Annotated in this window: 28 protein-coding genes; 19 read left to right on the top strand and 9 right to left on the bottom strand. The window is 68.1% G+C overall.

Going from position 1 to position 25,122, the window contains the following annotated elements:
• The first annotated feature begins 12 nt into the window (after positions 1-12).
• The 5 genes from QTH87_RS15170 to QTH87_RS15150 are packed head-to-tail and all read left to right on the top strand — an operon-like array spanning position 13 to position 3,980.
• Positions 13-1,083 (top strand): hemin-degrading factor, encoded by a 1,071-nt coding sequence (locus QTH87_RS15170; RefSeq protein WP_286610176.1) that lies wholly within the window; start codon positions 13-15, stop codon positions 1,081-1,083.
• A complete protein-coding gene (locus QTH87_RS15165) occupies positions 1,080-1,979 on the top strand; it encodes a heme/hemin ABC transporter substrate-binding protein (RefSeq protein WP_444812790.1) in 900 nt (299 codons plus the stop codon). Before QTH87_RS15170 ends, QTH87_RS15165 begins: the two co-directional genes overlap by 4 nt.
• Positions 1,980-1,984: 5 nt before the next feature.
• A complete protein-coding gene (locus QTH87_RS15160; RefSeq protein ID WP_286610175.1) occupies positions 1,985-2,167 on the top strand; it encodes a hypothetical protein in 183 nt (60 codons plus the stop codon).
• The gene (locus QTH87_RS15155) at positions 2,164-3,204 is read left to right on the top strand and encodes a FecCD family ABC transporter permease (RefSeq protein ID WP_286610174.1); all 1,041 of its coding nucleotides are present in this window, start codon (positions 2,164-2,166) and stop codon (positions 3,202-3,204) included. Before QTH87_RS15160 ends, QTH87_RS15155 begins: the two co-directional genes overlap by 4 nt.
• A complete protein-coding gene (locus tag QTH87_RS15150) occupies positions 3,201-3,980 on the top strand; it encodes a heme ABC transporter ATP-binding protein (RefSeq protein ID WP_286610173.1) in 780 nt (259 codons plus the stop codon). Before QTH87_RS15155 ends, QTH87_RS15150 begins: the two co-directional genes overlap by 4 nt.
• Before the next feature lie 157 nt (positions 3,981-4,137).
• Here QTH87_RS15150 and ppsR read toward each other — a convergent pair whose 3' ends face one another.
• Entirely contained in the window at positions 4,138-4,959 is an 822-nt protein-coding gene (gene ppsR / locus QTH87_RS15145; protein WP_286610171.1) for a posphoenolpyruvate synthetase regulatory kinase/phosphorylase PpsR, read from the bottom strand.
• Between the two features lie 200 nt (positions 4,960-5,159).
• On the opposite strand from ppsR, the gene ppsA reads away from it, so the two are divergent.
• The 7 genes from ppsA to dnaB all read left to right on the top strand — a co-directional run bounded on the left by ppsA (position 5,160) and on the right by dnaB (position 11,482).
• Positions 5,160-7,553 carry a phosphoenolpyruvate synthase gene (gene ppsA, locus QTH87_RS15140; protein ID WP_286610169.1) on the top strand — a complete coding sequence of 798 codons (2,394 nt, stop codon included), beginning with the start codon at positions 5,160-5,162 and terminating at the stop codon, positions 7,551-7,553.
• Positions 7,554-7,792: 239 nt separating this feature from the next.
• Complete coding sequence (locus QTH87_RS15135) at positions 7,793-8,344, top strand: hypothetical protein (protein ID WP_286610168.1); 552 nt, start codon at positions 7,793-7,795, stop codon at positions 8,342-8,344.
• 125 nt (positions 8,345-8,469) lie between these two features.
• On the top strand, positions 8,470-8,844 hold the full coding sequence (rpsF, locus tag QTH87_RS15130) for a 30S ribosomal protein S6 (RefSeq protein WP_286610166.1): 375 nt from the start codon (positions 8,470-8,472) through the stop codon (positions 8,842-8,844).
• A gap of 4 nt (positions 8,845-8,848) precedes the next feature.
• A complete protein-coding gene (gene priB / locus QTH87_RS15125) occupies positions 8,849-9,145 on the top strand; it encodes a primosomal replication protein N (RefSeq protein WP_286610165.1) in 297 nt (98 codons plus the stop codon).
• 16 nt (positions 9,146-9,161) lie between these two features.
• Positions 9,162-9,443, top strand: coding sequence for a 30S ribosomal protein S18 (rpsR, locus tag QTH87_RS15120; protein WP_007830781.1), 282 nt, complete (start codon positions 9,162-9,164; stop codon positions 9,441-9,443).
• Between the two features lie 12 nt (positions 9,444-9,455).
• Positions 9,456-9,908, top strand: coding sequence for a 50S ribosomal protein L9 (gene rplI / locus QTH87_RS15115; protein ID WP_286610163.1), 453 nt, complete (start codon positions 9,456-9,458; stop codon positions 9,906-9,908).
• Between the two features lie 167 nt (positions 9,909-10,075).
• Positions 10,076-11,482: a replicative DNA helicase gene (dnaB, locus tag QTH87_RS15110; protein ID WP_286610161.1), complete on the top strand. Its 1,407-nt coding sequence runs from the start codon at positions 10,076-10,078 to the stop codon at positions 11,480-11,482.
• Here dnaB and QTH87_RS15105 read toward each other — a convergent pair.
• The 6 genes from QTH87_RS15105 to QTH87_RS15080 all read right to left on the bottom strand — a co-directional run bounded on the left by QTH87_RS15105 (position 11,476) and on the right by QTH87_RS15080 (position 16,210).
• Positions 11,476-12,174 carry a helix-turn-helix transcriptional regulator gene (locus tag QTH87_RS15105; RefSeq protein WP_286610159.1) on the bottom strand — a complete coding sequence of 233 codons (699 nt, stop codon included), beginning with the start codon at positions 12,172-12,174 and terminating at the stop codon, positions 11,476-11,478. The genes dnaB and QTH87_RS15105 overlap by 7 nt on opposite strands.
• Before the next feature lie 25 nt (positions 12,175-12,199).
• A complete protein-coding gene (locus tag QTH87_RS15100) occupies positions 12,200-12,655 on the bottom strand; it encodes a GyrI-like domain-containing protein (RefSeq protein WP_286610157.1) in 456 nt (151 codons plus the stop codon).
• A 25-nt stretch (positions 12,656-12,680) separates the two neighbouring features.
• On the bottom strand, positions 12,681-13,052 hold the full coding sequence (locus tag QTH87_RS15095) for a VOC family protein (protein WP_286610155.1): 372 nt from the start codon (positions 13,050-13,052) through the stop codon (positions 12,681-12,683).
• Positions 13,053-13,264: 212 nt separating this feature from the next.
• Positions 13,265-15,010, bottom strand: a complete 1,746-nt coding sequence (locus tag QTH87_RS15090; RefSeq protein WP_286610153.1) for a PhoH family protein — start codon at positions 15,008-15,010, stop codon at positions 13,265-13,267.
• Positions 15,011-15,200: 190 nt separating this feature from the next.
• Positions 15,201-15,677 carry a peroxiredoxin gene (locus tag QTH87_RS15085; RefSeq protein WP_158720379.1) on the bottom strand — a complete coding sequence of 159 codons (477 nt, stop codon included), beginning with the start codon at positions 15,675-15,677 and terminating at the stop codon, positions 15,201-15,203.
• A 140-nt stretch (positions 15,678-15,817) separates the two neighbouring features.
• The gene (locus tag QTH87_RS15080) at positions 15,818-16,210 is read right to left on the bottom strand and encodes an Mth938-like domain-containing protein (RefSeq protein WP_286610150.1); all 393 of its coding nucleotides are present in this window, start codon (positions 16,208-16,210) and stop codon (positions 15,818-15,820) included.
• 66 nt (positions 16,211-16,276) lie between these two features.
• Between QTH87_RS15080 and QTH87_RS15075 the strand changes: the two genes are divergently transcribed.
• Genes QTH87_RS15075 through QTH87_RS15050 form a run of 6 tightly spaced genes read left to right on the top strand, consistent with a single transcriptional unit; the run spans position 16,277 to position 22,328 of the window.
• Positions 16,277-17,500 carry a pyridoxal phosphate-dependent aminotransferase gene (locus QTH87_RS15075; protein ID WP_286610148.1) on the top strand — a complete coding sequence of 408 codons (1,224 nt, stop codon included), beginning with the start codon at positions 16,277-16,279 and terminating at the stop codon, positions 17,498-17,500.
• 29 nt (positions 17,501-17,529) lie between these two features.
• A complete protein-coding gene (locus QTH87_RS15070) occupies positions 17,530-18,852 on the top strand; it encodes a homoserine dehydrogenase (RefSeq protein ID WP_286610146.1) in 1,323 nt (440 codons plus the stop codon).
• The gene (thrC, locus tag QTH87_RS15065; protein ID WP_286610144.1) at positions 18,852-20,267 is read left to right on the top strand and encodes a threonine synthase; all 1,416 of its coding nucleotides are present in this window, start codon (positions 18,852-18,854) and stop codon (positions 20,265-20,267) included. The genes QTH87_RS15070 and thrC overlap by 1 nt, the downstream gene beginning before the upstream one ends.
• An 18-nt stretch (positions 20,268-20,285) precedes the next feature.
• Positions 20,286-20,831 (top strand): molybdopterin-guanine dinucleotide biosynthesis protein B, encoded by a 546-nt coding sequence (gene mobB, locus QTH87_RS15060; protein ID WP_286610142.1) that lies wholly within the window; start codon positions 20,286-20,288, stop codon positions 20,829-20,831.
• Complete coding sequence (locus QTH87_RS15055) at positions 20,824-22,071, top strand: molybdopterin molybdotransferase MoeA (protein ID WP_286610140.1); 1,248 nt, start codon at positions 20,824-20,826, stop codon at positions 22,069-22,071. The genes mobB and QTH87_RS15055 overlap by 8 nt, the downstream gene beginning before the upstream one ends.
• Positions 22,072-22,076: 5 nt before the next feature.
• On the top strand, positions 22,077-22,328 hold the full coding sequence (locus QTH87_RS15050) for a MoaD/ThiS family protein (protein WP_286610138.1): 252 nt from the start codon (positions 22,077-22,079) through the stop codon (positions 22,326-22,328).
• On the opposite strand, the gene dapA is transcribed toward QTH87_RS15050, so the two are convergent.
• The gene (gene dapA, locus QTH87_RS15045; RefSeq protein WP_444812794.1) at positions 22,315-23,211 is read right to left on the bottom strand and encodes a 4-hydroxy-tetrahydrodipicolinate synthase; all 897 of its coding nucleotides are present in this window, start codon (positions 23,209-23,211) and stop codon (positions 22,315-22,317) included. The two genes, QTH87_RS15050 and dapA, sit on opposite strands and share 14 nt — an antisense overlap.
• A 254-nt stretch (positions 23,212-23,465) precedes the next feature.
• Here dapA and QTH87_RS15040 point away from each other — a divergent pair, with 254 nt between their 5' ends.
• On the top strand, positions 23,466-23,942 hold the full coding sequence (locus QTH87_RS15040; protein ID WP_286610136.1) for a molybdenum cofactor biosynthesis protein MoaE: 477 nt from the start codon (positions 23,466-23,468) through the stop codon (positions 23,940-23,942).
• 148 nt (positions 23,943-24,090) lie between these two features.
• On the opposite strand, the gene QTH87_RS15035 is transcribed toward QTH87_RS15040, so the two are convergent.
• A complete protein-coding gene (locus QTH87_RS15035; protein WP_286610133.1) occupies positions 24,091-25,083 on the bottom strand; it encodes a Bug family tripartite tricarboxylate transporter substrate binding protein in 993 nt (330 codons plus the stop codon).
• Positions 25,084-25,122 lie beyond the last annotated feature (39 nt).

The raw sequence follows: 25,122 nt of genomic DNA, 5'->3' as shown, positions 1-25,122 counted from the left end.
GGAACCCGAACCATGACCCACGAACAGATCCGCCAGCGCTTCGCCGTCCTGCGCGCCGAAGGCAAGCGACACAAGGACGCCGCAGATGCACTCGGCATCAGCGAAGGCACGGCGATCGCGGCCCACGCGGGCGAGCATGTGGGCGCGTTGCGCGCCACGCCGCTGCGCGGCCCCTGGCTCGAGCTGCTGCAGTCGCTCGAGCCGTGCGGACCGATGATGGCGCTCACGCGCAATGCGTCGACCGTGCACGAGAAGACCGGCATCTACCAGAAGCTGTCGGGCGGCGGCCACGTCGGCCTCGCGCTCGGCGAGGACATCGACCTGCGCCTTTTCTTCAATCACTGGCACGCGGGCTTCTTCGTGAGCGAGGCGGCCGCCAACGCGGGCCAGCCACCGTCGCAGAGCCTGCAGTTCTACGACCCGAGCGGCGTGGCGGTCCACAAGATCTACGTGCGCGACGCCACCGACCGCGATGCGCTGCAGTCGGTGGTCGAACGACATGCGGACGAGGCGCAACTCGTCGTCTTCGGCCCCGCCGAGGCCAGGCCCGCGCCCCGCGCCGACAGCCAGATCGACGCCGCCGGCCTCGGCGCAGCCTGGGCCGCGATGACCGACACGCACCAGTTCTTCGGCCTGCTGAAGAACTTCGCTGTCGAGCGCCAGCAGAGCTTCCGCCTGACCGAGGGCAGTTTCTCCAGGCGGGCACCCCGCCACGCGGTGCGCGAGTTGCTCCAAGAGGCCTCGTTCGCCGGCACGCCGATCATGGTGTTCGTCGGCAGCCCGGGTTGCATCCAGATCCACACCGGCCCCGTGGTGCGGGTCGAGCCGATGGAGATCCGCGGCACGCAATGGCTCAACGTGCTCGACCCGGGCTTCAACCTGCATCTGCGCGAGGACCTGATCGACCGCGTCTGGATCGTCGAGAAGCCCACCAGCGACGGCATCGTGACCTCGGTGGAGGCCTTCGACCACGACGGCGGCCTGATGGCGATGTTCTTCGGCGCGCGCAAGCCCGGCATTCCCGAGCGCGAGGATTGGCGCGAACTGGTGCGCAAGCTGCCGAACGGCGAGGTCGCGTCGTGAAGCACTCCGGCACGCCAACGGCAGGCCCCGGCCGGCGCAATGCACTGCGGCTGCTCGGCGCCTCGGCGCTCGCGGCCTGCGCCTGGCCGGCGACGGGGCAGGGCACCGCCGCGCCGCGCCTCGTGACGGTATCGGGTGCGATCACCGAGGTGGTCTACGCGCTGGGCGCCGAGTCGCAGCTGGTCGGCACCGACACCACGAGCATCTACCCGGCGGCCGCCCTGCGCACGCCCAAGGTCGGCTACATGCGCCAGCTGTCGGCCGAGGGCCTGCTCTCGCTGAAGCCGGACGCGGTGATCGCCACCACCGAGTCGGGACCGCCCGTGGTGCTCGACCAGCTGCGCAGCGCCGGCGTGAAGCTGGAGCTGGTCGAGGCCGACCACAGCTGGGGCGAGGTGCAGCGCAAGGTGGCGGCCGTGGGCCGCGCAGCCGCGCGCGAGCAGCAGGCGCGCGAGTTGATGGCAAAGCTCGACGCCGAATGGGCCGCAGTGCAGCAGCGGGTCGCGGCGCATGCCGCGACCGGCGCACGCAAGCCCCGGGTGCTGTTCGTGCTGTCGCACAGCGCGAGCCCGCAGGTGGCGGGCGAGAAGACCGCCGCCGATGCCGTGATCCGCCTTGCAGGAGGCGTCAACTGCATGAGCGGCTTCAACGGCTACCGGCCGATGACGGCCGAGGCCATGGCGAGCGCCGCGCCCGACATCATCCTCACCAGCACCCAGAGCATCGAGGCCCATGGCGGAGTCGAGAAGTTCTGGCAGCGGCCCGAACTCGCGCTGACGCCGGCATTCAAGAAGCGCGCGCTGGTCACGCAGGACGCCGTGCTGCTGCTGGGCTTCGGCCCGCGCATGCCGCAGTCGATCGGCGAGCTGCACCAGAGCTTCCTCAGCGCCGCATGAGCCGCATGAGCCGCACGGCCGCTCCGAAGGAGAATGCCGAAGCGCTGCTGCGCGAAGGTGCACCCATATTCCGCACGGCCGGTCCGAAGGCGAATGCCGAAGCGCTGCTGCGCGAAGGTGCACCCATATTCCGCACGGCCGGTCCGAAGGCGAATGCCGAAGCGCTGCTGCGCGGAGCACGCCGGTGAGCGCCGCGAGACTCTCGCCACGTGCCACGCTGGGCGCCGGGCTGGCGCTGCTGGCCCTGAGCCTGCTGCTCGGTGCCGGCTCGGGCGCCTACGCGATCAGCCCCTCGCAGCTGTGGGGCGTGCTGGGCTCGCTGTTCCAGGGGCACGCCGATGCCTCTCCCGAATACCTGGTGTTCGTCAACATCCGGCTGCCGCGTCTGGTGCTCGGCGTCGCCGCCGGCGCCGGGCTCGGCATGGCCGGCACGCTGATGCAGGGCCTGTTCCGAAACCCGCTGGCCGATCCGGCCCTGATCGGCATCAGCAGCGGCGCGGCGCTCGCGGCCGGCGTGACGATCGTGCTCGGCGCCTGGCTGTTGCCCTCGCTGCCGCGAACGCTCGGCAGTTGGTCCCTGGTCACCATGGCCTTCGGAGGCGGCTTCCTGGTCACCTTGCTGATCTACAGCCTCTCGCACAGCGAAGGCAGCACCCGCATGGCGCTGATGCTGCTGGCCGGCATCGCGATCAACGCGCTGGCCGGTGCCGGCCTCGGCCTGCTGAGCGTGATGGCCACCGACGAGCAGCTGCGCAGCCTGCAGTTCTGGCTGCTCGGCAGCCTGGGCGGCGCGCGCTGGAGTGCGGTGCTGCTGGTCGGCGTGGTGGTGGGGGTGTGCCTGCTGGTCGGCCTCACGCTGGCGGCGCCTCTCAATGCGATCGCGCTCGGCGAGGCGCAGGCCACGCTGCTCGGCGTCGACGTCGAGCGGGTCAAGCGGCGCGCCATCCTTGTGACGGCCTTCGCGGTGGGCGCGGTCACGGCGACCACCGGCATCATCGGCTTCGTGGGCCTCATCGCGCCGCACTGGGTGCGGCTGGTGGCCGGCCCCGATCACCGCATCGTGCTGCCGGGCTCGGCCCTGCTCGGAGCGGTGCTCGTGCTCGGCGCCGACACGCTCGCGCGCACAGTGATGGCGCCGACCGAGCTGCCGCTGGGCGTGCTGACCGCCTTCGTCGGCGTGCCGCTGTTCCTGCTGATGCTGCGGCATTTCCGGAGGCACGTATGACGCTGCGCTGTGCCGGCGCGGACCTTCGGCTCGGCGGCAAGACGCTGCTGGCGGGCGCCGACATCGCCTTCTCGCCGGGGCGGCTCACCGCCATCCTGGGCCCCAACGGTGCCGGCAAGTCGACGCTGCTCGCGCTGCTCGGCGGCCAGCGCAGGCCCGATGCCGGCCGCGTGCTGCTCGACGACCGGCCGCTGTCCGCCCACACGCCCGCCGACCTCGCGCTGCGGCGCGCGCTGATGCCGCAGGAAAGCGCCGTGGCCTTCGATTTCACGGTGCGCGAGATCGTCGAGCTCGGCCGCTTCCCGCACCGGCTTGCGCCGAGCGCCGGCGAGGCCGCGATCGTCGACGGCGCGATCGCGCTCACCGACGTCTCGGGCTTCGCCGGGCGCGTGCTCAACAGCCTCTCGGGCGGCGAGAAGGCGCGCGCGCAACTGGCGCGTGCCCTGGCCCAGCTGTGGGAGCCGCTGCCCGATGGCGCCGGGCGCTGGCTGCTGCTCGACGAGCCGACCGCCGCGCTCGATCTCTCGCACCAGCATGCGGCGATGCGGCTGCTGCGCGACTGGGCAGGGCAGGGCGTGGGCGTGGTCGCCGTGCTTCACGACCTGAACCTCGCACGGCGCTACGCCGACGACGTGGTGGTGCTCGACGGTGCCGCGGGCGTGCACCAGGGACCGGCCGCCGAGATCCTGGTGCCGGGGTTGATCGAGCGCGTATGGGACATGCCTTGCCAGACGGTCGCGGCCACGGACGGCACACTGCAATACCTCTTCGGCTGACCGCGCGCCAATCAGTGAGAGCGCCATGCTCGTTCTCCGGCGGCGCGCAGCGCACGCCTGTTCGCGGGCAGTCGCGGAACCGGCTTCGCCGGGCCGCTGACTGCGCCCCCGGTAGGGGGTGGGCGGCTACACGAAGTGAGCCAACCTGGGGGCGAGCCTAATAACTCAGCCGCTCGGGCCGCAGCTCCTGCAGGATCGTGGTCGCGATCTCCTCGATCGACTTGGTCGTGGTCGACAGCCAGCGGATGCCGGCGCGGCGCATCATGGCCTCGGCCTCGCTGACCTCGTGGCGGCAATTCTCGATCGCGGCATAGCGCGAGTTCGGGCGCCGTTCGTTGCGGATCTCGCTGAGCCGCTCGGGCTGGATCGTGAGGCCGAAGATCTTCTTGCGATGCGGCATCAGCGCCGGCGGCAGCTGGCGGCGATCGAAGTCCTCCGGAATGAGCGGGTAGTTTGCCGCCTTCAGGCCGTGCTGCATCGCCAGGTAGAGCGAGGTCGGCGTCTTGCCGCTGCGGCTCACACCGACCAGGATCACGTCGGCGCCCTCGAGGTCGCGGTTGCTCTGGCCGTCGTCATGCGCGAGGCTGAAGTCGATCGCCTGGATGCGGGCGTCGTATTCCTTGCTCTTGCTGACGTCGCTGAAGCGGCCGATGCGGTGGTTCGACTTCATTCCCAGCTCGATCTCGAGCGGCCGCACGAAGGTGCCGAACATGTCGAGCAGCATGCCCTTGCAGCCCGTCTCGATGACGTCGAGCACCTCCATGTTGGCCAGGGTGGTGAAGACGATCGGCCGCACGCCCTCGATCTCGGCCGTGTGGTTGATCTTGCGCACCGCCTGGTGCGCCTTGTCCACGGTGTCGGTGAAGGGCAGGCGCACGTGGCGCGGCTTCATCTCGAACTGGGCCAGGACGGCGTTGCCGAAGGTCTCGGCCGTGATGCCGGTGCCGTCGGAAACGAAGAAGACTGTGCGGGTATGCATGATTTGGCGGCCTTGTCCTGCGGCGCGCCGGGACCGGCCGCGCCTACAATTCGGCCCATTATCGGGAATGCCGGGCGCCTTGGCCCCGCTCCCCAGCCCCAAATTCTCCTGCATGCACCCGCCGTCGATGCCCAGAGCAAGAAGAACGATCGCATCGCGCCGGCCGCCCGCAGCCCCGGTTTCAACTTCTGGAGCTTCCCATGTCTGCACTCTTCGAAGCGACCGCCCTGGTCGTACCTTTCGAAAACCTGAGAATGACCGACGTCGAGGCGGTCGGCGGCAAGAACGCCAGTCTCGGCGAGATGATTTCCCAGCTGCCGCAGGGCGTGCGCGTGCCCACCGGCTTCGCGACCACGGCCCACGCCTTCCGCCAGTTCCTGGCCCATGACGGCCTGGCCGACCGGATCAGCGCCAAGCTGGCCGCCCTCGACACCGAGGACGTGCGCGCCCTGGCTTCCGTGGGCGGCGAGATCCGCGCCATGGTCGAGGCCCAGCCCTTCCCGGCCGACCTGCAGAAGGCGATCGGCGAGGCCTTCGCCGCGCTGTCGGCCGGCAATCCGCAGGCCAGCTTCGCGGTCCGCTCGTCCGCCACCGCCGAAGACCTCCCCGACGCCTCGTTCGCGGGCCAGCAGGAGACCTTCCTCAACGTGGTCGGCATCGACGACGTGCTGCACAAGATGAAGGAGGTGTTCGCCTCGCTCTACAACGACCGCGCGATCAGCTACCGCGTCCACAAGGGCTTCGCGCACGACGTCGTGGCCCTGTCGGCCGGCGTGCAGCGCATGGTCCGCAGCGACCTCGGCGCCGCCGGCGTGATGTTCACGATCGACACCGAATCGGGCTTCGACCAGGTGGTGTTCATCACCTCCAGCTACGGTCTCGGCGAGACGGTGGTGCAGGGCGCCGTGAACCCCGACGAGTTCTACGTCCACAAGCCCACCCTGCGCGCGGGCAAGCGGGCCGTGATCCGCCGCAACCTCGGCTCCAAGCTGATCCAGATGGAGTTCGCGAGCGCCGAGGAGAAGGCCGCCAGCGGCAAGCTGGTGAAGACCACCGACGTGCCGACCGAGCAGCGCAACCGCTATTCGCTGACCGACGCCGACGTCGAGCAGCTGGCCAGGTACGCGCTGGTGATCGAGGAGCACTACGGCCGCCCGATGGACATCGAATGGGGCAAGGACGGCACCGACGGCCAGCTCTACATCCTGCAGGCACGCCCCGAGACCGTGAAGAGCCAGCAGCAGGGCAAGGCCGAGCAGCGCTACAAGCTGCTGGGCCGCGGCGCCGTGCTGGCCGAGGGCCGCGCGATCGGCCAGAAGATCGGCACCGGACCGGTGCGCCTGGTCCACAACATCAGCGAGATGGACAAGGTGCAGGCCGGCGACGTCCTCGTGACCGACATGACCGACCCCAACTGGGAGCCGGTGATGAAGCGCGCTTCCGCCATCGTGACCAACCGCGGCGGGCGCACCTGCCATGCGGCGATCATCGCGCGCGAGCTCGGCATCCCGGCCGTGGTCGGCTGCGGCGACGCCACCGATCTGCTCAAGGACGGCACGCTGGTCACGGTCAGCTGCGCCGAGGGCGACACCGGCTTCATCTACGACGGCCTGCTCGAGACCGAGGTGACCGAGGTGCAGCGCGGCGAGATGCCAAGCATCGACCTCAAGATCATGATGAACGTCGGCAACCCGCAACTGGCCTTCGACTTCGCCCAGCTGCCGAACCACGGCGTCGGCCTGGCACGGCTCGAGTTCATCATCAACAACAACATCGGCGTGCATCCGAAGGCGATCCTCGACTACCCGAACGTCGATGCCGACCTCAAGAAGGCGGTCGAGTCGGTGGCTCGCGGCCATGCCTCGCCCCGCGCCTTCTACGTCGACAAGGTGGCCGAGGGCATCGCCACCATCGGTGCTGCCTTCTGGCCCAAGCCGGTGATCGTGCGGCTGTCGGACTTCAAGTCGAACGAATACCGCAAGCTGATCGGCGGCAGCCGCTACGAGCCCGAGGAAGAGAACCCGATGCTGGGCTTCCGCGGTGCGGCGCGCTACCTGAGCGGCGAGTTCGGCGAGGCCTTCGCGATGGAGTGCGAGGCGCTCAAGCGCGTTCGCGGCGACATGGGCCTGACCAACGTGCAGATCATGGTGCCTTTCGTGCGCACGCTCGGGCAGGCGAAGCGCGTGACCGAACTCCTCGGCGAACACGGCCTGAAGCGCGGCGAGAACGGGCTCAAGCTGATCATGATGTGCGAGGTGCCTAGCAACGCGGTGCTGCCGGAAGAGTTCCTCAAGTTCTTCGACGGCTTCTCGATCGGCTCCAACGACCTCACCCAGCTCACCCTTGGGCTGGACCGCGACTCGGGCCTCGAACTGCTGGCGGCCGACTTCGACGAGCGCGACCCCGCCGTCAAGGCGCTGCTCGAGAAGGTCATCAAGGCCTGCAAGGCCGAAGGCAAGTACGTCGGTATCTGCGGGCAGGGGCCCAGCGACCATCCGGACTTCGCGCTCTGGCTGGCCGAGCAGGGGATCGAATCGATCTCCCTGAACCCCGACAGCGTGATCGACACCTGGAAGCAGCTCGCGGGCCGCTGAGGCGGGCCGAAGCCACGCGGAGCGGGGGGGCGCGTTGCCTGCGGTGGCGTTTGTCACCGCAGCGCAACGACTTTCGTCACGGCGCGCCTGTAATCCCGGCGTCAGCTTGGTGTATTTGCAACCAAATGCTTCTTTGATGTCAAACTCAGGCTGCATCGGGACGCGACCGCGCCAAAAAGCCACCGGAAACTTCTTTCCGACGCTGCGCGCGCTCCCTGACCTTGTGTCGAGGAACCCCAATGATTCTTGTCAAGACTGAAGCCGGGCAACGCGTTCTCAAGGACCGCTCCATCTCGCTGACGCCCCGCCAGCGCACCGCGTTCATCCTGTTCGACGGCAAGCGCAGCCTGGCAGAGGTGCTGGCGGCCGGCATGGGCGTCACGCGCGAGGAGATCGACCAGCTGCTGTCGCACGGCTTGCTGGCGCAGGTGGGCGGCGGCGCCGCGCCGGCCGCGGCGGAGGTCGCCGTGCCCGCGACGGCCGCGCCGTCTCCAGTCGCCGCAGCGTCCGGCGGAGCGCACGCGCTGGTGGAGCCCTCGAGCGACGCGGCCGCCGCAGTATCGACGGTGGCTGCGCCCGCGGCGGGCCGCTCCCTGCAGCAGCGCTACAAGGACGCCTATCCGATCGCCACCCAGCTCACGGGCAGCCTGGGCCTGCGCGGCTTCAGGCTCAACCTCTCGGTCGAGGGCACTACCAACTACGAGCAGCTGCTCGAGCTGTTCCCCAAGATCCAGGCCGCCGTGGGCGCCGACAAGGCCGCCACACTCGAGAAGGCACTGCGCGGCGGCTGAGTGCTATAATTTACGGCTTTGCCTTGCCACACTGCGTCTGACGCCGCGGGTGGCTCAACCCCTTTCCCCGAAAAAAGCTTGAAAAGGCTTTCAAAAAATCGGGGAAGAAACCCACAAGGAGTGCCATGCGTCACTACGAAATCATTTTGCTGATCCACCCGGATCAGAGCGAGCAAGTTCCGGCCATGCTGGAGCGCTACAAGGGCCTGATCACGGCCGGCGGCGGCAAGGTCCACCGCGTTGAAGACTGGGGCCGCCGCCAGCTGGCCTACCAGATCAACAAGCTCAACAAGGCGCACTACCTGTGCGTGAACATCGAAGCCGAGCAGACCGTCATGGCCGAGCTCGAGCACGCGTTCAAGTTCAACGACGCCGTTCTGCGCCACCTCACCGTGGTCAAGAAGAAGGCCGACACCGGCCCTTCGTCGATGATGAAGACGGTCGAGCGCGAAGAGGCCCGCAAGGCCCAGCAGGCCGAATACGCCGCCAACAACAACTGATGATGTGAATGCCGTCGCGGTCAACAGCCTCGTGCTGACGGCCTGCGTCGCCGAAATCGGAGCCCTTCGCTACACGCCAGCCGGCCTGCCCGCCATCGACCTGCGACTCGAACACGAGTCGACAGTCATCGAAGCGGCCCAGGCCCGACAGGTCAAGGCGGCCCTCAAGGCCGTCGCCTTCGGCACAGTGGCCGAGAGGTTGGCAGGGCAGTCGATGGGCAGCCTCTGGGAATTCCGGGGCTTCCTGGCGACACCGGGGACGGCCAAGCATCCAGTGCTTCACATCCAAGAGTTCAACTAATTTTCTAGAGGTCCACATGGCCACGTTCAAGAAATTCAACAAGGACAAGCGTCCGAAGCGCAACACCCAGTCGCTGCTGTTCAAGCGCAAGCGCTTCTGCCGCTTCACCGTCGCCGGCGTCGAAGAGATCGACTACAAGGACATCGACACCCTGCGCGACTTCATCAGCGAAAACGGCAAGATCATTCCCGCGCGCCTGACCGGCACGCGCGCGATCTACCAGCGCCAGCTCAACACCGCGATCAAGCGCGCACGCTTCCTCGCGATGGTGCCGTACAGCGACCAACACCGCGTCTAAGGAGAAACTCACATGCAAGTCATTCTTCTGGACAAGGTCGTCAACCTCGGCGTTCTCGGCGAGATCGTCAAGGTCAAGGACGGTTACGCACGCAACTTCCTGATTCCTTCGGGCCGTGCACGTCGCGCCACCGAAGCCAACAAGGCCGAATTCGAAGCCAAGCGCGTCGAACTCGAAAAGGCTGCGGCCGCCAAGCTGGCCGAATCGCAAGCCCAGGGCGAAAAGCTCGCCGGCACCACCGTCAAGCTGACCCAGAAGGCCGGCGTCGACGGCCGCCTGTTCGGCTCGGTCACGAACGCCGACATCGCCGAAGAGCTCAACAAGCTCGGCTACAAGGTCGCGAAGTCACAAGTGCGCATGCCCAACGGTCCGATCAAGACCGTGAGCGACAGCACCGTCGGCGTAGCACTGCACACCGACGTGGTGGTCGACATCACCGTGACGGTCTACGGCGAGAGCGCCTGATCGTCCCCTGCGCTCCTTGCGCATGAAGGCCGCCCTCGGGCGGCTTTTGTTTTTTCCGGGGAACATGTTGTCCCGCACCGTTCACCGGAAGATCACCGCTTATTCACAGCCTTGTGCACACACGCCGCGCCTCGGCCGGCTTAGCATGCGGGGCTGCAAGGAAATTCATGTCCGCTGTTTTTTCGTACGCCGACAACGACCCGTCGACCGACCGCCAGATCGCACAACTGCGCATCCCCCCGCACTCGATCGAGGCCGAGTCGAGCGTGCTGGGCGGGCTGCTGCTCGACAACGGCGCCTGGGACCGGATGGGCGACGTGGTGTCCGATGGCGACTTCTATCGCCACGAGCACAAGCTGATCTACGCGGCGATCGGCACGCTGATCAACGCCAGCAAGCCGGCCGACGTCATCACGGTCTACGAGCAGTTGCAGAACCTCGGCAAGGCCGACGAGATCGGCGGCCTGGCCTACCTCAACTCGCTCGCGCAGTACGTGCCGAGCGCGAGCAACATCCGCCGCTACGCCGAGATCGTTCGCGAGCGCTCGATCCTGCGCAAGCTGGTGAGCGCGAGCGACGAGATCGCGACCAACGCCTTCAACACGCAGGGCAAGTCGGTCGACAAGATCCTCGACGAGGCCGAGCAGAAGATCTTCAACATCGGGGAAGAAGGCACCCGGATGAAGCAGGGCTTCCAGGGCATGGATGAACTGGTGGTCGAACTGCTCGACCGCGTCACCGAGATGGCCGAGAACCCGAACGACATCACGGGCGTGCGCACCGGCTTCTACGAGTTCGACAAGATGACCTCGGGCCTGCAGCCCGGCGACATGATCGTGCTGGCGGCGCGGCCCTCGATGGGCAAGACCTCGCTGGCCATCAACATCGCCGAACACGTGGCGCTCAACGAGGGCCTGCCGGTGGCGGTGTTCTCGATGGAAATGGGCGCCTCGCAGCTCGCGGTGCGTATCGTCGGCTCGATCGGCCGCATCGACCAGACCCACCTGCGCACCGGCAAGCTGACCGACGAGGAATGGCCGCGCCTCACCGAGGCGATCGAGAAGCTGCGCAACGTCTCGCTGCACATCGACGAGACGCCCGGCCTCACGACCAGCGAACTTCGTGCCAACGCCCGTCGCCTCGCGCGCCAGTACGGCAAGCTGGGCCTGATCGTGGTCGACTACCTGCAGCTCATGAGCGTGTCGAGCAGCATGAACGACGAGAACCGCGCCACGGCGGTCGGCGAGATCTCGCGCGGCCTCAAGATGCTCGCCAAGGAGCTCAAGTGCCCGGTGATCGCGCTGTCGCAGCTGAGCCGCGGCGTCGAGAGTCGCACCGACAAGCGTCCGATGATGAGCGATCTTCGGGAGTCCGGCGCGATCGAGCAGGACGCCGACATCATCATGTTCATCTACCGCGACGATTACTACGACAAGAACAGCAAGGAACCGGGTGTTGCCGAGGTGATCATCAGCAAGCACCGCAACGGTCCGACCGGCACAGTCAAGCTGGCGTTCCTGAAGCCGCTGACCAAGTTCGAGAACCTCGCGGGCGGCGAGTACCAGGGCTACTGAGTCTCGTTGCGGGCCTGCGCCTGCAGCTGCCGCAGCATGTCGGCCAGCGTCTTGCCCGCCTCGTCGCGGAAACGCTCCGGCAGCACCTCGATGGTGTCGATGCGGTCCAGCCGGAAGCCGCGGAAATCGCCGCGCAGTTCGCACCAGGCCGAGAAGGTCCACACCTTTCCCCAGTAGAAGCAGCCAAGCGGACGCACCGTGCGCCGGGTCGGTGCCCCGACGACGTCGCGGTAGGCCATCTGCAGCTTGTGGCGCGATTGCACGGCCTCGCGCAGCACCTGCAGGCGCTCGCGCGTGCCGGCGTCGATCACGTAGGCCGGCGCATAGAGCGCGAGGCTCTCGGCCGACACGCGCGCCGCTGCAGGCAGCACCGAGAGGATCTTGCCGAGCGCCGACTCGATGTCGCGCGCCATCGCGGCGTCGACCCAGCTTTGCGCGAGTCGCGCCGAGGCCACCAGCGCAGCGGCCTCGTCCTGCGTGAACATCAGCGGCGGGAGGTCGAAGCCGACCCCGATGCGGTAGCCGACGCCGGCCTCTCCCTCGACCGGCACGCCCTGGCGCTGCAGGTCGGCGACGTCGCGATAGACCGTGCGTTCCGACACCTCGAGCCGGCGCGCGAGGAAGGCGGCCGTGGTGAGCCGCCGCCCACGGATGAGCTGGACGATCTGGAACAGGCGGTCGGCGCGGCGCATGGACGGTGGAGGGTCTCCGGCAAGGTCAGTCCAGCAGCACGCCGATGTGGATCGCGACCTGCTCGGGGCCGCTGTAGGCCTCGAAGTCGGTACGGTAGCGACGCCGGATCTGGGGATGGCTCTCGAAATAGTGCCAGATCGACTGCCAGACCGCGAGCACCATCTGCGGCATCTCGCCCTGGCCGTGGAAGACCAGATAGTCGCCGCCCTCGATGCGCACGCTGGTCGGGCCGTCGGCCACCGCGACGCCGGTCGTGACGTCGAAGGCGCCCTCGGCATCGGTCTCGTAGCTCGAGTAGACGCCGAACAGGCGCATGTCGTTCACGCGGTGCGGTGTCTTCTCGTAGACGCGCTCGCCGAAGAAGCGGTCCCACAGCGTGCCGATGCGTGCGGCCTCCGGATCGCTCTCGTCGCGGTTCGTCGTGCGTGCGGTGAGCCCCGCGACCTGGAAGGGTTCGAGGCGCTGGTGTTGGGGTTGCATGTCGTTTCTCCTCTCCCGGCGTCGTTCAGGCCAGGGCGTGCAGCCCGACCTCGTTGCCCTCGGTGTCGCGCAGGACCGCGAAGTAACCCATGTCGGCGGGAAGGGCGGTCTTCGGCGTCGCCACCTGCCCGCCGGCCGCAGCCACGCGCGACAGTGCGGCGTCGATGCTCGGCGTGCAGTCGAGGTAGATGCGCACGCCGCTGCCCGCTGGCGCGGTGCGCGTTCCGCCGACGACCAGGCAGCCGCCGGTGGCCGGCTCCTGGTAGGCGAAGATCGCCATCGGCTCGCCGCCCATGTCCTCGCGCTTCATCGCGCGTCCCAGCACCTTCTCGTAGAAGGCCTGCGCCCGGCCCAGGTCGGCGACGGGGATCTCGAACCAGTTGATGGTGGTGGTCATGCGGAACTCCTCGTTGAATGAATGGAGCCGCCATGCTGCGCTCCGCCTGCTGACAACGTGGTGTCAGCAGGCTTCAGCAATGTGGCGATTGGCGGCCTCGCGCAGCGCAGGCCTGTTCGCGGAACACCGCGGAACCGGCTTCGCCGGGCCGCAGGTGCTGCCCCCGGAAGGGGGTGTCCGAGCTACACGCAGTGAGCGAGGCTGGGGGCGAGCTACAGGACTTCGCTTGCGAAGTCCGCGAGGCGGGAGCGCTCGCCGCGCGCCAGCGTGATGTGTCCGCTGTGCGGCCAGCCCTTGAACTTGTCGACCGCGAAGGTGAGGCCCGAGGAGCCTTCGGTGAGGTAGGGCGTGTCGATCTGCGCCAGGTTGCCCATGCAGATGATCTTGGTGCCCGGGCCCGCGCGCGTCACCAGCGTCTTCATCTGCTTGGGGGTCAGGTTCTGCGCCTCATCGATGATCACGTACTTGTTGAGGAAGGTGCGCCCGCGCATGAAGTTCATGCTCTTGATCTTGATGCGGCTTCGGATGAGCTCGTTGGTGGCGGCGCGGCCCCATTCGCCGGCTCCGCCACCGTCGCCCTTGGCCAGGAACTCCAGGTTGTCGTCGAGCGCGCCCATCCAGGGGCCCATCTTTTCTTCCTCGGTGCCGGGCAGGAAGCCGATGTCCTCGCCGACGCTGACCGTGGCGCGGGTCATGATGATCTCGGTGTAGCGGCGATCGTCGAGCACCTGCGTCAGGCCCGACGCCAGTGCCATCAGCGTCTTGCCGGTGCCGGCGGTGCCGGTCAGCGTGACGAAGTCGACCTCCGGGTCCATCAGCAGGTTCATCGCGAAGTTCTGCTCGCGATTGCGCGTGTTGACGCCCCAGACCGCGTTCTTGACCGAGCCGTAGTCCTTGAGCGTCTTGAGCACCGCGGTCTTGTCGCGGATTTCGGTCACGCGCGCGTACATGCTCGGTTCGCCGGGCGCCTCGAAGTAGACGAACTGATTGATGAAGAGGTTCGGCACGATCGGCCCGCTGATGCGGTAGAAGGTGCTGCTGCCGCTCTGCCAGCTCTCGACGGTCTTGCTCTGGCGGGTCCAGAAATCGGCCGGCAGCGCGAGCGAGCCGGCGTAGAGCAGGTCGCCGTCTTCCAGCGTCTTGTCGTTCTGGTAGTCGTCGGCCGCGAGGCCGAGCGCGCGCGCCTTGACGCGCATGTTGATGTCCTTCGACACCAGCACCACCTCCTGCTTCGGACGGCCCGGCGCATCCTCGGCATACAGGTCGCGCAGCGCCTGCACCACGCCGAGGATCTGGTTGTCGGCCTTGCCCTGCGGCAGGCTGGTCGGCAGGGTGTAGTCGAGCGGGGCGGTCTGGAAGAACAGCTTGCCGCCGGCCTCGCGGTGGCCGGTGGTGTCGAGCTTCAGGCCCTTTCCGATGTCGGCGTCCTTGGCGCCGGCCAGCGCATCGAGCGTGCGGCTGGTCTGGCGGCCGTTGCGCGCCACCTCGGTGGTGCCTTTCTTGTGGCCGTCGAGTTCCTCCAGCACGATCATCGGCAGGAAGATGTCGTGCTCCTCGAAGCGGAACAGGCACATCGGGTCGTGCAGCAGCACGTTGGTGTCGAGCACGAAGAGCTTGGCGGGCCCGGTGGCTTTGCGCTTGGGGCGCGGTGCGGGTGCCGGCTGCGGCGCCGGGGCAGGCGTGCGCACGCGGGTCTCGACCTGGATCGCGGGGCCTGCGTGCACCACCGGGGCCGGTGCCCTGGCGCGCGGCGGCGTCGCGACCTCGACCGGAGCGCCGGCCTCGGCCGCGTGGCGATCGAAAAGCTCGAGCGGCTGGGGCCCGTTCGAGCCGCGTTCCTCAGTCCTGCGGTCGGACGAACGGCGACCGCCGCGTCCCTGCGCGGAACGGGCGGGCGCGTCGTGGGCGTCCGGGGTGAGCAGGGCGGCGCGCTTCGTGGGGGCGGGGGGCAAGGGCATGGGTCGGTTCGCTCGCAAAAAGGAAGAGGCCAGAAAGCGAAAAAGCCGCCTGAATACCAGGGCGGCTTTGTTCGGTGGATGCGGTCGTGGAGCTCAACGGCATGAACCCATTATGCACATCGCGGATGACGCAATCGGCGAAAGTTGCGCCTCGCCAACGCGAATGCGCAAAACCGCACGCTTTATTGTTTCAGGCTGCTTTCTTGAGCGTCTTGACGGCCTTCAGGACGTCGTCGACATGGCCGGGGACCTTGAGGCCGCGCCATTCGGCCTTGAGGACGCCGTCGGGGCCGATCAGGAAGGTGCTGCGTTCGATGCCCTTGACCTTCTTGCCGTACATGATCTTGTTTTTGACCACGCCGAACATGTGGCACATCTTTTCTTCGGTGTCGGCGATCAGTTCGAAGGGCAGTTCGAGCTTGGCCTTGAATTCGTCGTGCGACTTCATGTTGTCGCGCGAGACGCCGAACACGGTGGCGCCGGCCTTCACGAAATCCTTGTAGCGATCACGGAACTGCATGGCTTCCGTTGTGCAACCCGGGGTGTTGTCCTTGGGGTAGAAGTACATGACCAGCACGTGGCCGAGATGCGAGGTGTTGGACACCTTGAGGCCGCCAGTCGCATTGGCGTCGAATTCGGGAATGGGTTTGTTGACAACGATCGCCATGAAACTTGTTTTCTCCGTTTGATTCCATGACCTGCGGGACACGCGGACGTGACGAGGCACGCAGTCATGGAGGATTGGTCGTTGCTAACTGAAGGCGGGCCGCCGGTTTCGCAACCCGCGATTTTACCCCGAAATGCTTCCTATTGCCCCTCGGCACCCTCGGCCTTCTCGATCAGCAACGCGGCCACCACGTGACGGCCCTCGCTCGCGAGGATGTTGTAGGTGCGGCAGGCGGCGGGCGTGTCCATGGTCTCGACGCCGGTACGCTTGGCCATCAGGGGTTGAAGCCAGGCGGGTTGCGGAAAGCGGATGCGCTTGCCGCTGCCGAAGATGATGAGTTCCGCCCCGAGATCGGCGAGCCGGGCGAAATGCTCGGCACCGAGCTCGCCGAACTCGTTCGCGTTCCACTCGAAACGCTCGCCGTGCGAGCCGACCACGACGCTCGCCGCAACCCGTTCGTTGTTGATGGCGACCCAGCCGGGGCCGTGCGCAGTGAGGGTCTGGACGTCGGATTTGTCGGGCTGGAGCTTCATCGGGGAGGGGTGGGAACTGTGGTCAAATTATAGGTTTTCCCCTGCGCAGACCCCCTTGGAGGGACTTTGAAACCGCTCAAGAAATCGGCCAAGCTGGCCAACGTGCTCTACGACATCCGCGGCCCCATCATGGACGCCGCGAAGCAGATGGAAGAAGAGGGCCAGAAGATCATCAAGCTCAACATCGGCAACCTCGCCGTGTTCGGCTTCGATGCGCCCGAAGAGGTGCAGCAGGACATGATCCGCAACCTGCCGGCCTCGGCCGGCTATTCGGACAGCAAGGGCATCTTCGCGGCACGCAAGGCCGTGATGCACGAGACGCAGAAGCAGGGCATCGCGGGCGTGGTGCTCGACGACATCTACCTGGGCAACGGCGCCAGCGAGCTGATCGCGATGGCCACCAACGCGCTGCTCAACGACGGCGACGAGCTGCTGCTGCCGATGCCCGACTACCCGCTGTGGACCGCCGTGGCGAGCCTCTCGGGCGGCCGGCCCGTGCACTACCTGTGCGACGAGGACAACGGCTGGATGCCGAGCCTCGACGACATCCGCGCCAAGATCACGCCGCGCACCAAGGGCATCGTGGTGATCAACCCGAACAACCCGACCGGCGCGCTCTATTCCGACGAACTGCTCAAGGGCATCGTCGACATCGCGCGCGAGCACGGGCTGGTGATCTTCGCCGACGAGGTCTACGACAAGGTCCTGTACGACGACGTCAGGCACACCGCCATCGCCAGCCTGTCGACCGACGTGCTCACGCTGACCTTCAATTCGCTGTCGAAGAGCTATCGCTCCTGCGGCTACCGCGCGGGCTGGCTCGTGGTCTCGGGCGACAAGAAGATGGCGCGCGACTACATCGAGGGCCTCAACATGCTCTCGAACATGCGCCTGTGCGCCAACGTGCCGGGGCAGTGGGCCATCCAGACCGCGCTCGGCGGCTACCAGAGCATCAACGACCTCGTGCGGCCGGGCGGGCGCCTGCGCCGCCAGCGCGACCTGGCCTACGAGCTGATCACCGCGATTCCGGGCGTGAGCTGCGTCAAGCCCAGCGCGGCGCTCTACATGTTCCCGAAGCTCGACCCCAAGGTCTATCCGATCGAGGACGACCGGCAGTTCTTCCTCGAGATGCTGAAGGAAACCAAGGTGATGCTGGTGCAGGGCACCGGCTTCAACTGGCCGACGCCGGACCATTTCCGCATCGTGTTCCTGCCGCACGAAGAAGATCTGCGCGAGGCGGTGAACCGCATCGCGGCCTTCCTCGAACGCTACCGAAACCGGGTCGGCTGAACGGCCCCCTGATCCAGAAGACGAATCGAATGAAACCCATCCAAGTTGGCCTGCTCGGCATCGGCACCGTCGGCAGCGGCACCTTCACGGTGCTGCGCCGCAACCAGGAAGAGATCAAGCGCCGCGCCGGCCGCGGCATCGAGATCACGATGGTGGCCGACCTCGACACCGATCGCGCCAGGGCCGTCGTGGGCGAGGGCGTGCAGGTGGTGGCCGATGCGCGCGCCGTCATCGTCAACCCCGAGATCGACATCGTGGTCGAGCTGATCGGCGGCTACGGCGTTGCGAAGCAACTGGTGCTCGAGGCGATCGCGGCGGGCAAGCACGTGGTCACGGCCAACAAGGCCCTGCTCGCGGTGCACGGTACCGAGATCTTCGCGGCGGCGCATGCCAGGGGCGTGATGGTGGCCTTTGAGGCCGCGGTGGCCGGCGGCATCCCGATCATCAAGGCGCTTCGCGAGGGCCTGACAGCCAATTCGATCCAGTGGATCGCCGGCATCATCAACGGCACCACCAACTTCATCCTGTCCGAGATGCGCGACAAGGGGCTGGATTTCGACACGGTGCTCAAGGAGGCGCAGCGCCTCGGCTATGCCGAAGCCGACCCGACCTTCGACATCGAAGGTGTCGATGCCGCCCACAAGGTCACGCTGATGAGCGCCATCGCCTTCGGCATCCCGGTGCAGTTCGACCGCGCCCACGTCGAGGGCATCACGAAGCTCGCGGCGCAGGACATCAAGTACGCCGAACAGCTGGGCTACCGCATCAAGCTGCTCGGCATCACGAAACGCAAGGCGCAGGGCATCGAGCTGCGCGTGCATCCGGCGCTGGTGCCGTCCAAGCGGCTGCTGGCCAATGTCGAGGGCGCGATGAACGCGGTGGTGGTCAACGGCGACGCCGTCGGTACCACGCTGTACTACGGCAAGGGCGCAGGCAGCGAGCCGACCGCGAGCGCCGTGATCGCCGACCTGGTCGACATCGCGCGCCTGCACACGGCCGATGCCGCGCATCGCGTGCCGCATCTGGCCTTCCATCCCGATTCGATGAGCGACCTGAAGGTGCTGCCGATGGCCGAGGTGGTCACGAGCTACTACCTGCGCCTGCGCGTGGCCGACGAGGCCGGCGTGCTGGCCAAGGTCACGGGCCTGCTGGCCACGGCCGGCATCAGCATCGACGCCGTGCTGCAGCGCGAGGCCGACGAGGTCGGCGGCGAGGGTTCCACGCAGACCGACCTCATCATCCTCACGCACGACACGCGCGAAGGCACGCTCGACGACGCACTGGCCCAGCTGCAGGCGCTGCCGACCGTGCTGGCGCCGATCGTGCGCATCCGCAAGGAAGAGCTGTCCTGATGCGCTACCTGTCCACGCGCGGCCACCCGGACCGCCGCCGCTTCTGCGACATCCTGCTCGAGGGCCTGGCGCCCGATGGCGGGCTGTACCTGCCCGAGGCCTATCCCCAGGTGGATGCCGCCACGCTCGCCCGCTGGCGCGGCCTGCCGTATGCCGAGCTGGCGTTCGAGATCCTGTCGCTCTACATCGACGACATTCCGCCCGCAGAACTGAAGGCGATCTGCGCGAAGACCTACACGGCCGAGGTGTTCGGCAGCGACGAGATCGTGCCGCTGCGCGAGCTCGAGGACGGCGTCTACCTCGAAGCCCTGTCGAACGGCCCCACGCTGGCCTTCAAGGACATGGCGATGCAGCTGCTGGGCAACCTGTTCGAGTACGAACTGGGCCGCCGCGGCGAGGAACTCAACATCCTCGGCGCCACCAGTGGCGACACCGGCAGCGCGGCCGAATACGCGATGCGCGGCAAGAAGGGCGTGCGCGTCTTCATGACCTCGCCGGACGGCCGCATGAGCCCGTTCCAGCAGGCCCAGATGTTCAGCCTGCAGGACGTCAACATCCACAACATCGCGATCGCGGGCGTGTTCGACGACTGCCAGGACATCGTCAAGGCGGTCTCGAACGACCTCGGGTTCAAGCGCAAGTACAAGATCGGCACGGTCAACTCGATCAACTGGGCGCGGCTGCTGGCCCAGGTCGTCTACTACTTCGCGGGCTACTTCGAAGCCACCGCCTCGAACGACAGGCAGGTCAGCTTCACCGTGCCCTCGGGCAATTTCGGCAACGTCTGCGCCGGCCACGTGGCACGCATGATGGGCCTGCCGATCCGCACGCTGGTGGTGGCGACCAACGAGAACGACGTGCTCGACGAGTTCTTCCGCACCGGCGTCTATCGCGTGCGCGCCGCGGCCGACACGCACGAGACCTCCAGCCCCTCGATGGACATCTCGAAGGCCAGCAATTTCGAGCGCTTCGTGTTCGACCTCGTGGGCCGTGACGGCGCTCGCACGCGCGCGCTGTTCCAGGACGAGCTGGGCGCGAGCGGCCGCTTCGACCTCAGCGCCGACCCGGTCTTTGCCCAGGCGGCGGCACGCTTCGGCTTCGCGAGCAGCCGCAGCACGCACGCCGACCGGCTCGAGACCATCCGCGACACCGACCGCCGCTTCGCCACGCTGATCGACACCCACACGGCGGACGGCCTCAAGGCCGCGCGCGAGCACCTCGCGCCGGGCGTGCCGATGATCGTGCTCGAGACCGCCTTGCCGATCAAGTTCGCCGAGACCATCGTCGAGGCGCTGGGCCACGAACCGGCGCGTCCCGCGCGCTTCGAGGGCATCGAGGCGCTGCCCAAGCGCGTCGTCCAGCTCCCGGCCGATGCCGAGGCAGTCAAGGCCTACATTGCGCAGCACTGCGACTGATCCCACCGAAAGCCGCGCATGAAGGTCATCGGCTTCGCCGGCTATTCGGGCGCGGGCAAGACGACATTGGTCGAGCGCCTGATCCCGGTGCTCAAGCGGCACGGACAGCGAGTCTCGGTGGTCAAGCATGCGCACCACAAGTTCGACATCGACCATCCGGGCAAGGACAGCTTCCGGCATCGCGAGGCCGGCGCCTTCGAGGTGGTGGTGGCCTCCGACAGGCGGCTGGCCCTGATGCGCGAGTTCGAGCGGCCTATGCAGCTCGGCGTGCACGAACTGCTGGCCGAGCTCGATGCAGGCGTCGACTGGGTACTGGTCGAGGGCTTCAAGCACAGCGACCTGCCGAAGATCGAGATCCTGCGCGCGAGTGCGGACGGCGAACCCGAGCGCCCGGCCCGCTACGGCGAGGATGCCTTCGTGACCTGCATCGCGACCGACCGGCCGCGCGACCTGCCACGGCCGACCGCGCTGCCGGTGTTCGACCTCGACGACGTCGAGGGCATCGGCGAATGGCTGCTGCGGCAGGGCCCGCGTTTCGACTACAAGGTGGATCCCCATGGCTAGCGCTGCGAACCGTCCCTCCCTGATGCCGCTCGACGAGGCGCTCGCGCGCCTGCTGGCGCACGCCGAGCCGACCGTTGGTACCGAGCAGGTGTCGACCTTCGAGGCCGATGGCCGCGTGCTCGCGCAGGACGTGGTGTCGGCGCTCACCGTGCCGCCGCGCGACAACAGCGCGATGGACGGTTACGCGGTGCGCAGCGCCGACTGCGCGGCGCCGGGCGCGGTGCTGCGCGTGGCGCAGCGCATCCCGGCCGGCAGCGTCGGCACCGCGCTGGATGCGGGCACCGCGGCCCGCATCTTCACGGGCGCGCAGATTCCCGAAGGCGCCGATGCGGTCGTGATGCAGGAAGACACGACCGCGCTGCCCGAGGAAGGCCGCCTCGGCAACGTGCGCCTCGCGATCGCGCCGGCGCCGGGCCAGTGGATCCGGCAGGCCGGCGAGGATGTGGCGGCCGGCGACGTGGTGCTCGCCAGGGGCGAACGCCTCACGCCGGCCAGTCTGGGGCTGGCCGCCAGCGTGGGGCTGGACCGCCTGTGGGTGTCGAAGCGCCCGCGCGTCGCGCTGCTGTCAACCGGCGACGAGCTCGTGATGCCCGGCGAGGTGGCGCCCGACGCGATGCAGCCCGGCTCGATCTACAACTCGAACCGCTTCTTCATGCGTGCGCTGCTGGAGCGCCTGGGTTGCGAGGTCGCCGATCTCGGTCTGGTGCCGGACCGCCGCGACGCGACCATCGAGGCGCTGCGCGCCGCGGCGCTCGGCAACGACCTGATCATCACCACCGGCGGGGTCTCGGTCGGCGAGGAGGACCACATCAAGGCCGCGGTGCAGCACCTGGGGCAGATCGACCTCTGGTCGCTGTCGATGAAGCCCGGCAAGCCCTTCGCCTACGGCCGCATCGGCGATGCGCACGTCGCAGGCCTGCCCGGCAATCCGGTGTCGAGCTTCATGACCTTCCTGCTGCTGGTGCGGCCCTTCCTGCTGCGCCTGCAGGGCGTGTCGCGCGTGGCGCCCGAGCCGGTCGCGATGCGCGTCGATTCCGACTGGCCCCGCGCCGATCGCCGGCGCGAGTTCCTGCGGGCGCGGCGCAATGCCGCGGGCGGCCTCGATGTCTTCGGCAACCAGAGTTCGGGCGTGCTGACCTCGATGGTCTGGGGCGACGGCGTGATCGACACGCCGGCTGGCCAGCCCTTCAAGGCCGGCGACACCGTGCAGTTCATTCCCTTCGCTTCCTTGCTCGCCTGATCGCCATGAAAGTCCAGATCCGCTATTTCGCATCGGTGCGCGAGGCGCTCGGCAAGGCCGGCGAGACCGTCGACACCACCGCACCCGACCTGGCCGCGCTGCGCGACGAGCTGATCGCGCGCGGCGGACCGCACGCGACCGTGCTGGCCCGCGGCCGTGCGGTGCGCGTGGCCTTCGACCAGGTCATGAGCGACGAAGGCACCGCGCTGCGCGAGGGCTGCGAGGTCGCCTTCTTTCCGCCGGTCACGGGCGGCTGAAGCGCGCCAGCACTTCGAGCAGCCGGGCGCGAGGCTCGGGCGCGACGCGGGTCATCGGCGAACGCAGCTCCTCCTCCAGCAAGCCCTGCAGAGCGAGCGCGGCCTTGAGCGGCCCCGGATTGGCATCCGCGAACATCGCTTCGATCAGCGGCAGCAGCGGCTGCCACGCGGCGCGCGCCTCGGGCAGCCGGCCTGCACCGAGCAGGCGCAGCACCTCGACGAATCGTCCGGTCTGAAGATGGGCGCTGGCGGCGATCGCGCCGGCCCCGCCTTCTGCAACGGTGGCGAACAGCAGGGCGTCCTCGCCGGCCAGCACCTGCAGCCGGCCGTCGGCGATCAGGCTCCGAGTCTTGGCCATGTCGCCGCCGCAGTCCTTGATCGCACGAATGTTCGGATGGGCTGCCAGCGACAGCAGCGTCTCGCGCGCGATCGCGACGCCGGTCCGGTAGGGAATGTCGTAGACCAGCAGGGGCTGGGCCGCGGCATCGGCGATGGCCCCGAACCAGTCGAGCAGGCCGGCCTGCGAAGGCCGGATGTAGCTCGGTGCCGGCACCAGCAGGCCCGCGAGGTCGTGGCCGCCCAGTTCGCGCACCCGCTCCAGCGTCTTGCCCAGGTGGTAGCCCGAGAGCCCCATGATGCGCGGCAGGCCCGGAGCTGCACGCGCCACGGTCGCCAGCACGGCGAGCTGTTCATCGGCATCGAGGGCGGCCGCCTCGCCGGTCGAGCCGCAGACGACGAAGCCCGCGATGCCCGAGGGCGACAGGTGCTCGACCAGGCGCGCGAGCGCATCGTGGTCGACCGCCCGTTCGCGGAACGGCGTCACGAGCGGGATCCAGAGGCCCGAGAAATCGGGGGCGGGGTCGGAGGATGGGTTTGAGTCGATGGGCACGCGTTGATCCTTCAGGGATGCGACCGATGAAGAAACCATCGTCGAACGCGCACAGCACCCACTTCGGCCCAGAGCCTTGCAGTTCCGTCGCTCATCCGACGACGGAACCGAAGCTCCGGTCAGACGAGCTCGGGTTTTTTGGCTTTGGCCGGCAGGCGCACCGCGGCCGCTTCTTCGCACGAAGAAAGGCGGATGGACGGGGCGCTGGCGGGCATGGCGCGAGTTTAGCGCGGTGCCACAATCCCGGCATGAACGGTGCCCGCGTTTCGATTCAAGCCGAGGATTTCGACCTGCAGCAGGAGCTCGCCAGCTTGCGCGCCGGCGACGCCCGGATCGGCGCCGTCTGCAGCTTCGTCGGCACCGTGCGCGACCGCAACGACGGCAGCGACGTGCGCACGATGGAGCTCGAGCACTACCCGGGAATGACGGAGAAGGCGATCGAGGCCATGATCGACGAGGCCATGCGGCGCTTCGACATCCTCGGTGCCCGCGTGGTCCACCGCATCGGCCTGCTGCAGCCGCAGGACCAGATCATGATGGTCGCGGTGGTCTCGGCGCACCGCGGCCAGAGCTTCCAGGCCTGCGAGTTCCTGATGGATTACCTGAAGACCCAGGCGCCGTTCTGGAAGAAGGAGCAGACGCCCGAGGGCGCGCGCTGGGTCGATGCGCGCGCCACCGACGACGAGGCGCTGGCGCGCTGGGGCATCGCTTCGGGCAACGCCTGACCCCGAGCCCCGTCCGCATGCCGGCCGTGCGTAGCGCGCCGCGTTCGTGGGCTGCCGCGGAACCGGCTCCGCCGGGCCGCTGGCAGCGCCCCCCGGCAGGGGGGTGGGCGGGCTACACGCAGTGAGCCCAACCTGGGGGGCGAGCCAATCACTGGGGCTGGAAGCCGCTGGCCTTGATGATCTGGGCCCAGGTCTGCGTGTAGCTGCGCACGCGGCCGGCGAACTGACCCTGCGGCATGTATTCGACCGACAGACCCATCGCGGTGAGGCGCTCGCGCACGTCGGGCATCTTGAGCACCTTGTCGAGCGCGACGCCGAAGCGGTCGATCACGGGCTGCGGCGTGCCGACGGGCGCGAAGATGCCGTAGTAGGGCAGGTCGTCGAGGCCGGCCAGGCCCAGCTCGCCGAAGGTCGGCACCTGGGGCAGCACGGCCTGGCGCTTGGCGCCGATCACCGCGACCACGCGGATCTTGCCGGCCTTCTGGTTCTCGATGAAGTCGGGGACCGATCCGATGCCCGCGGAGATCTGGTTGCCCAGCATGTCGGCCAGCATCGGTGCGCTGCCGCGATAGGGTGCGGCCTGGACGTCGATCTTGTACTTGGTGCCGATCAGCTTGACGAGGAACTCGGGGATCGATGCCGGTGCCGGCACGCCGATGGTGTCCTTGCCGCCGCGCTCCTTCTTCACCCAGGCCACGTACTCGACCATCGACTTGGCCGGCGTGCCGCCGGACACCGCGAGCGCGTTGGCGAAGGTGGCGAAGCCGGCGACGGGCACGAAGTCGCGGTCCGAGTCGAAGCCCGGGTTCTTCACCACCTGCGGCAGGATCGAGATCGTGTGGTCGTGCGTGAGGAAGAAGGTATGGCCGTCGGCCGGTGCTGCCTTGAGCGCCTGCGCCGCGATCTGGCCGCCCGCACCGGCGCGGTTCTCGATCACCACCGAGGTGCCCAGCTCGTCCTTGAGCTTCTCGCCAAGCGTGCGGGCGATCACGTCGGTGCCGCCGCCGGCCGGGAATCCGACCAGCAGACGGATCGGCGTGGCGGCGGACTGGGCCAGGGCCGTTCCCGCGGCGGCCAGCAGGCCGGCCGCGAAAAGGCCACGCGCGAGGCGCGAGGCGCCATTCCAGGTTGACTTGAGCATCGATGGACTCCAATGATTGCGGGTAGAAAAAAGTTCGTG

The organism is Variovorax jilinensis, from assembly GCF_030316885.1.
Classification (GTDB): domain Bacteria; phylum Pseudomonadota; class Gammaproteobacteria; order Burkholderiales; family Burkholderiaceae_C; genus Variovorax; species Variovorax jilinensis.
The sequence above is the reverse complement of the archived record's forward strand: the minus strand, read 5'-3'. Positions and strand labels throughout refer to the sequence as shown.

What these genes read in the sequence shown, in the direction of transcription:
- QTH87_RS15170 (WP_286610176.1), top strand. Translation starts at nt 13, where the DNA reads ATGACCCACGAACAGATCCGCCAGCGCTTCGCCGTCCTGCGCGCCGAA.
- QTH87_RS15160 (WP_286610175.1), top strand. Translation starts at nt 1,985, where the DNA reads ATGAGCCGCACGGCCGCTCCGAAGGAGAATGCCGAAGCGCTGCTGCGC.
- QTH87_RS15150 (WP_286610173.1), top strand. Translation starts at nt 3,201, where the DNA reads ATGACGCTGCGCTGTGCCGGCGCGGACCTTCGGCTCGGCGGCAAGACG.
- ppsR (WP_286610171.1), bottom strand. Translation starts at nt 4,959, where the DNA reads ATGCATACCCGCACAGTCTTCTTCGTTTCCGACGGCACCGGCATCACG.
- ppsA (WP_286610169.1), top strand. Translation starts at nt 5,160, where the DNA reads ATGTCTGCACTCTTCGAAGCGACCGCCCTGGTCGTACCTTTCGAAAAC.
- QTH87_RS15135 (WP_286610168.1), top strand. Translation starts at nt 7,793, where the DNA reads ATGATTCTTGTCAAGACTGAAGCCGGGCAACGCGTTCTCAAGGACCGC.
- rpsF (WP_286610166.1), top strand. Translation starts at nt 8,470, where the DNA reads ATGCGTCACTACGAAATCATTTTGCTGATCCACCCGGATCAGAGCGAG.
- rpsR (WP_007830781.1), top strand. Translation starts at nt 9,162, where the DNA reads ATGGCCACGTTCAAGAAATTCAACAAGGACAAGCGTCCGAAGCGCAAC.
- rplI (WP_286610163.1), top strand. Translation starts at nt 9,456, where the DNA reads ATGCAAGTCATTCTTCTGGACAAGGTCGTCAACCTCGGCGTTCTCGGC.
- dnaB (WP_286610161.1), top strand. Translation starts at nt 10,076, where the DNA reads ATGTCCGCTGTTTTTTCGTACGCCGACAACGACCCGTCGACCGACCGC.
- QTH87_RS15105 (WP_286610159.1), bottom strand. Translation starts at nt 12,174, where the DNA reads ATGCGCCGCGCCGACCGCCTGTTCCAGATCGTCCAGCTCATCCGTGGG.
- QTH87_RS15100 (WP_286610157.1), bottom strand. Translation starts at nt 12,655, where the DNA reads ATGCAACCCCAACACCAGCGCCTCGAACCCTTCCAGGTCGCGGGGCTC.
- QTH87_RS15095 (WP_286610155.1), bottom strand. Translation starts at nt 13,052, where the DNA reads ATGACCACCACCATCAACTGGTTCGAGATCCCCGTCGCCGACCTGGGC.
- QTH87_RS15090 (WP_286610153.1), bottom strand. Translation starts at nt 15,010, where the DNA reads ATGCCCTTGCCCCCCGCCCCCACGAAGCGCGCCGCCCTGCTCACCCCG.
- QTH87_RS15085 (WP_158720379.1), bottom strand. Translation starts at nt 15,677, where the DNA reads ATGGCGATCGTTGTCAACAAACCCATTCCCGAATTCGACGCCAATGCG.
- QTH87_RS15080 (WP_286610150.1), bottom strand. Translation starts at nt 16,210, where the DNA reads ATGAAGCTCCAGCCCGACAAATCCGACGTCCAGACCCTCACTGCGCAC.
- QTH87_RS15070 (WP_286610146.1), top strand. Translation starts at nt 17,530, where the DNA reads ATGAAACCCATCCAAGTTGGCCTGCTCGGCATCGGCACCGTCGGCAGC.
- thrC (WP_286610144.1), top strand. Translation starts at nt 18,852, where the DNA reads ATGCGCTACCTGTCCACGCGCGGCCACCCGGACCGCCGCCGCTTCTGC.
- mobB (WP_286610142.1), top strand. Translation starts at nt 20,286, where the DNA reads ATGAAGGTCATCGGCTTCGCCGGCTATTCGGGCGCGGGCAAGACGACA.
- QTH87_RS15055 (WP_286610140.1), top strand. Translation starts at nt 20,824, where the DNA reads ATGGCTAGCGCTGCGAACCGTCCCTCCCTGATGCCGCTCGACGAGGCG.
- QTH87_RS15050 (WP_286610138.1), top strand. Translation starts at nt 22,077, where the DNA reads ATGAAAGTCCAGATCCGCTATTTCGCATCGGTGCGCGAGGCGCTCGGC.
- QTH87_RS15040 (WP_286610136.1), top strand. Translation starts at nt 23,466, where the DNA reads ATGAACGGTGCCCGCGTTTCGATTCAAGCCGAGGATTTCGACCTGCAG.
- QTH87_RS15035 (WP_286610133.1), bottom strand. Translation starts at nt 25,083, where the DNA reads ATGCTCAAGTCAACCTGGAATGGCGCCTCGCGCCTCGCGCGTGGCCTT.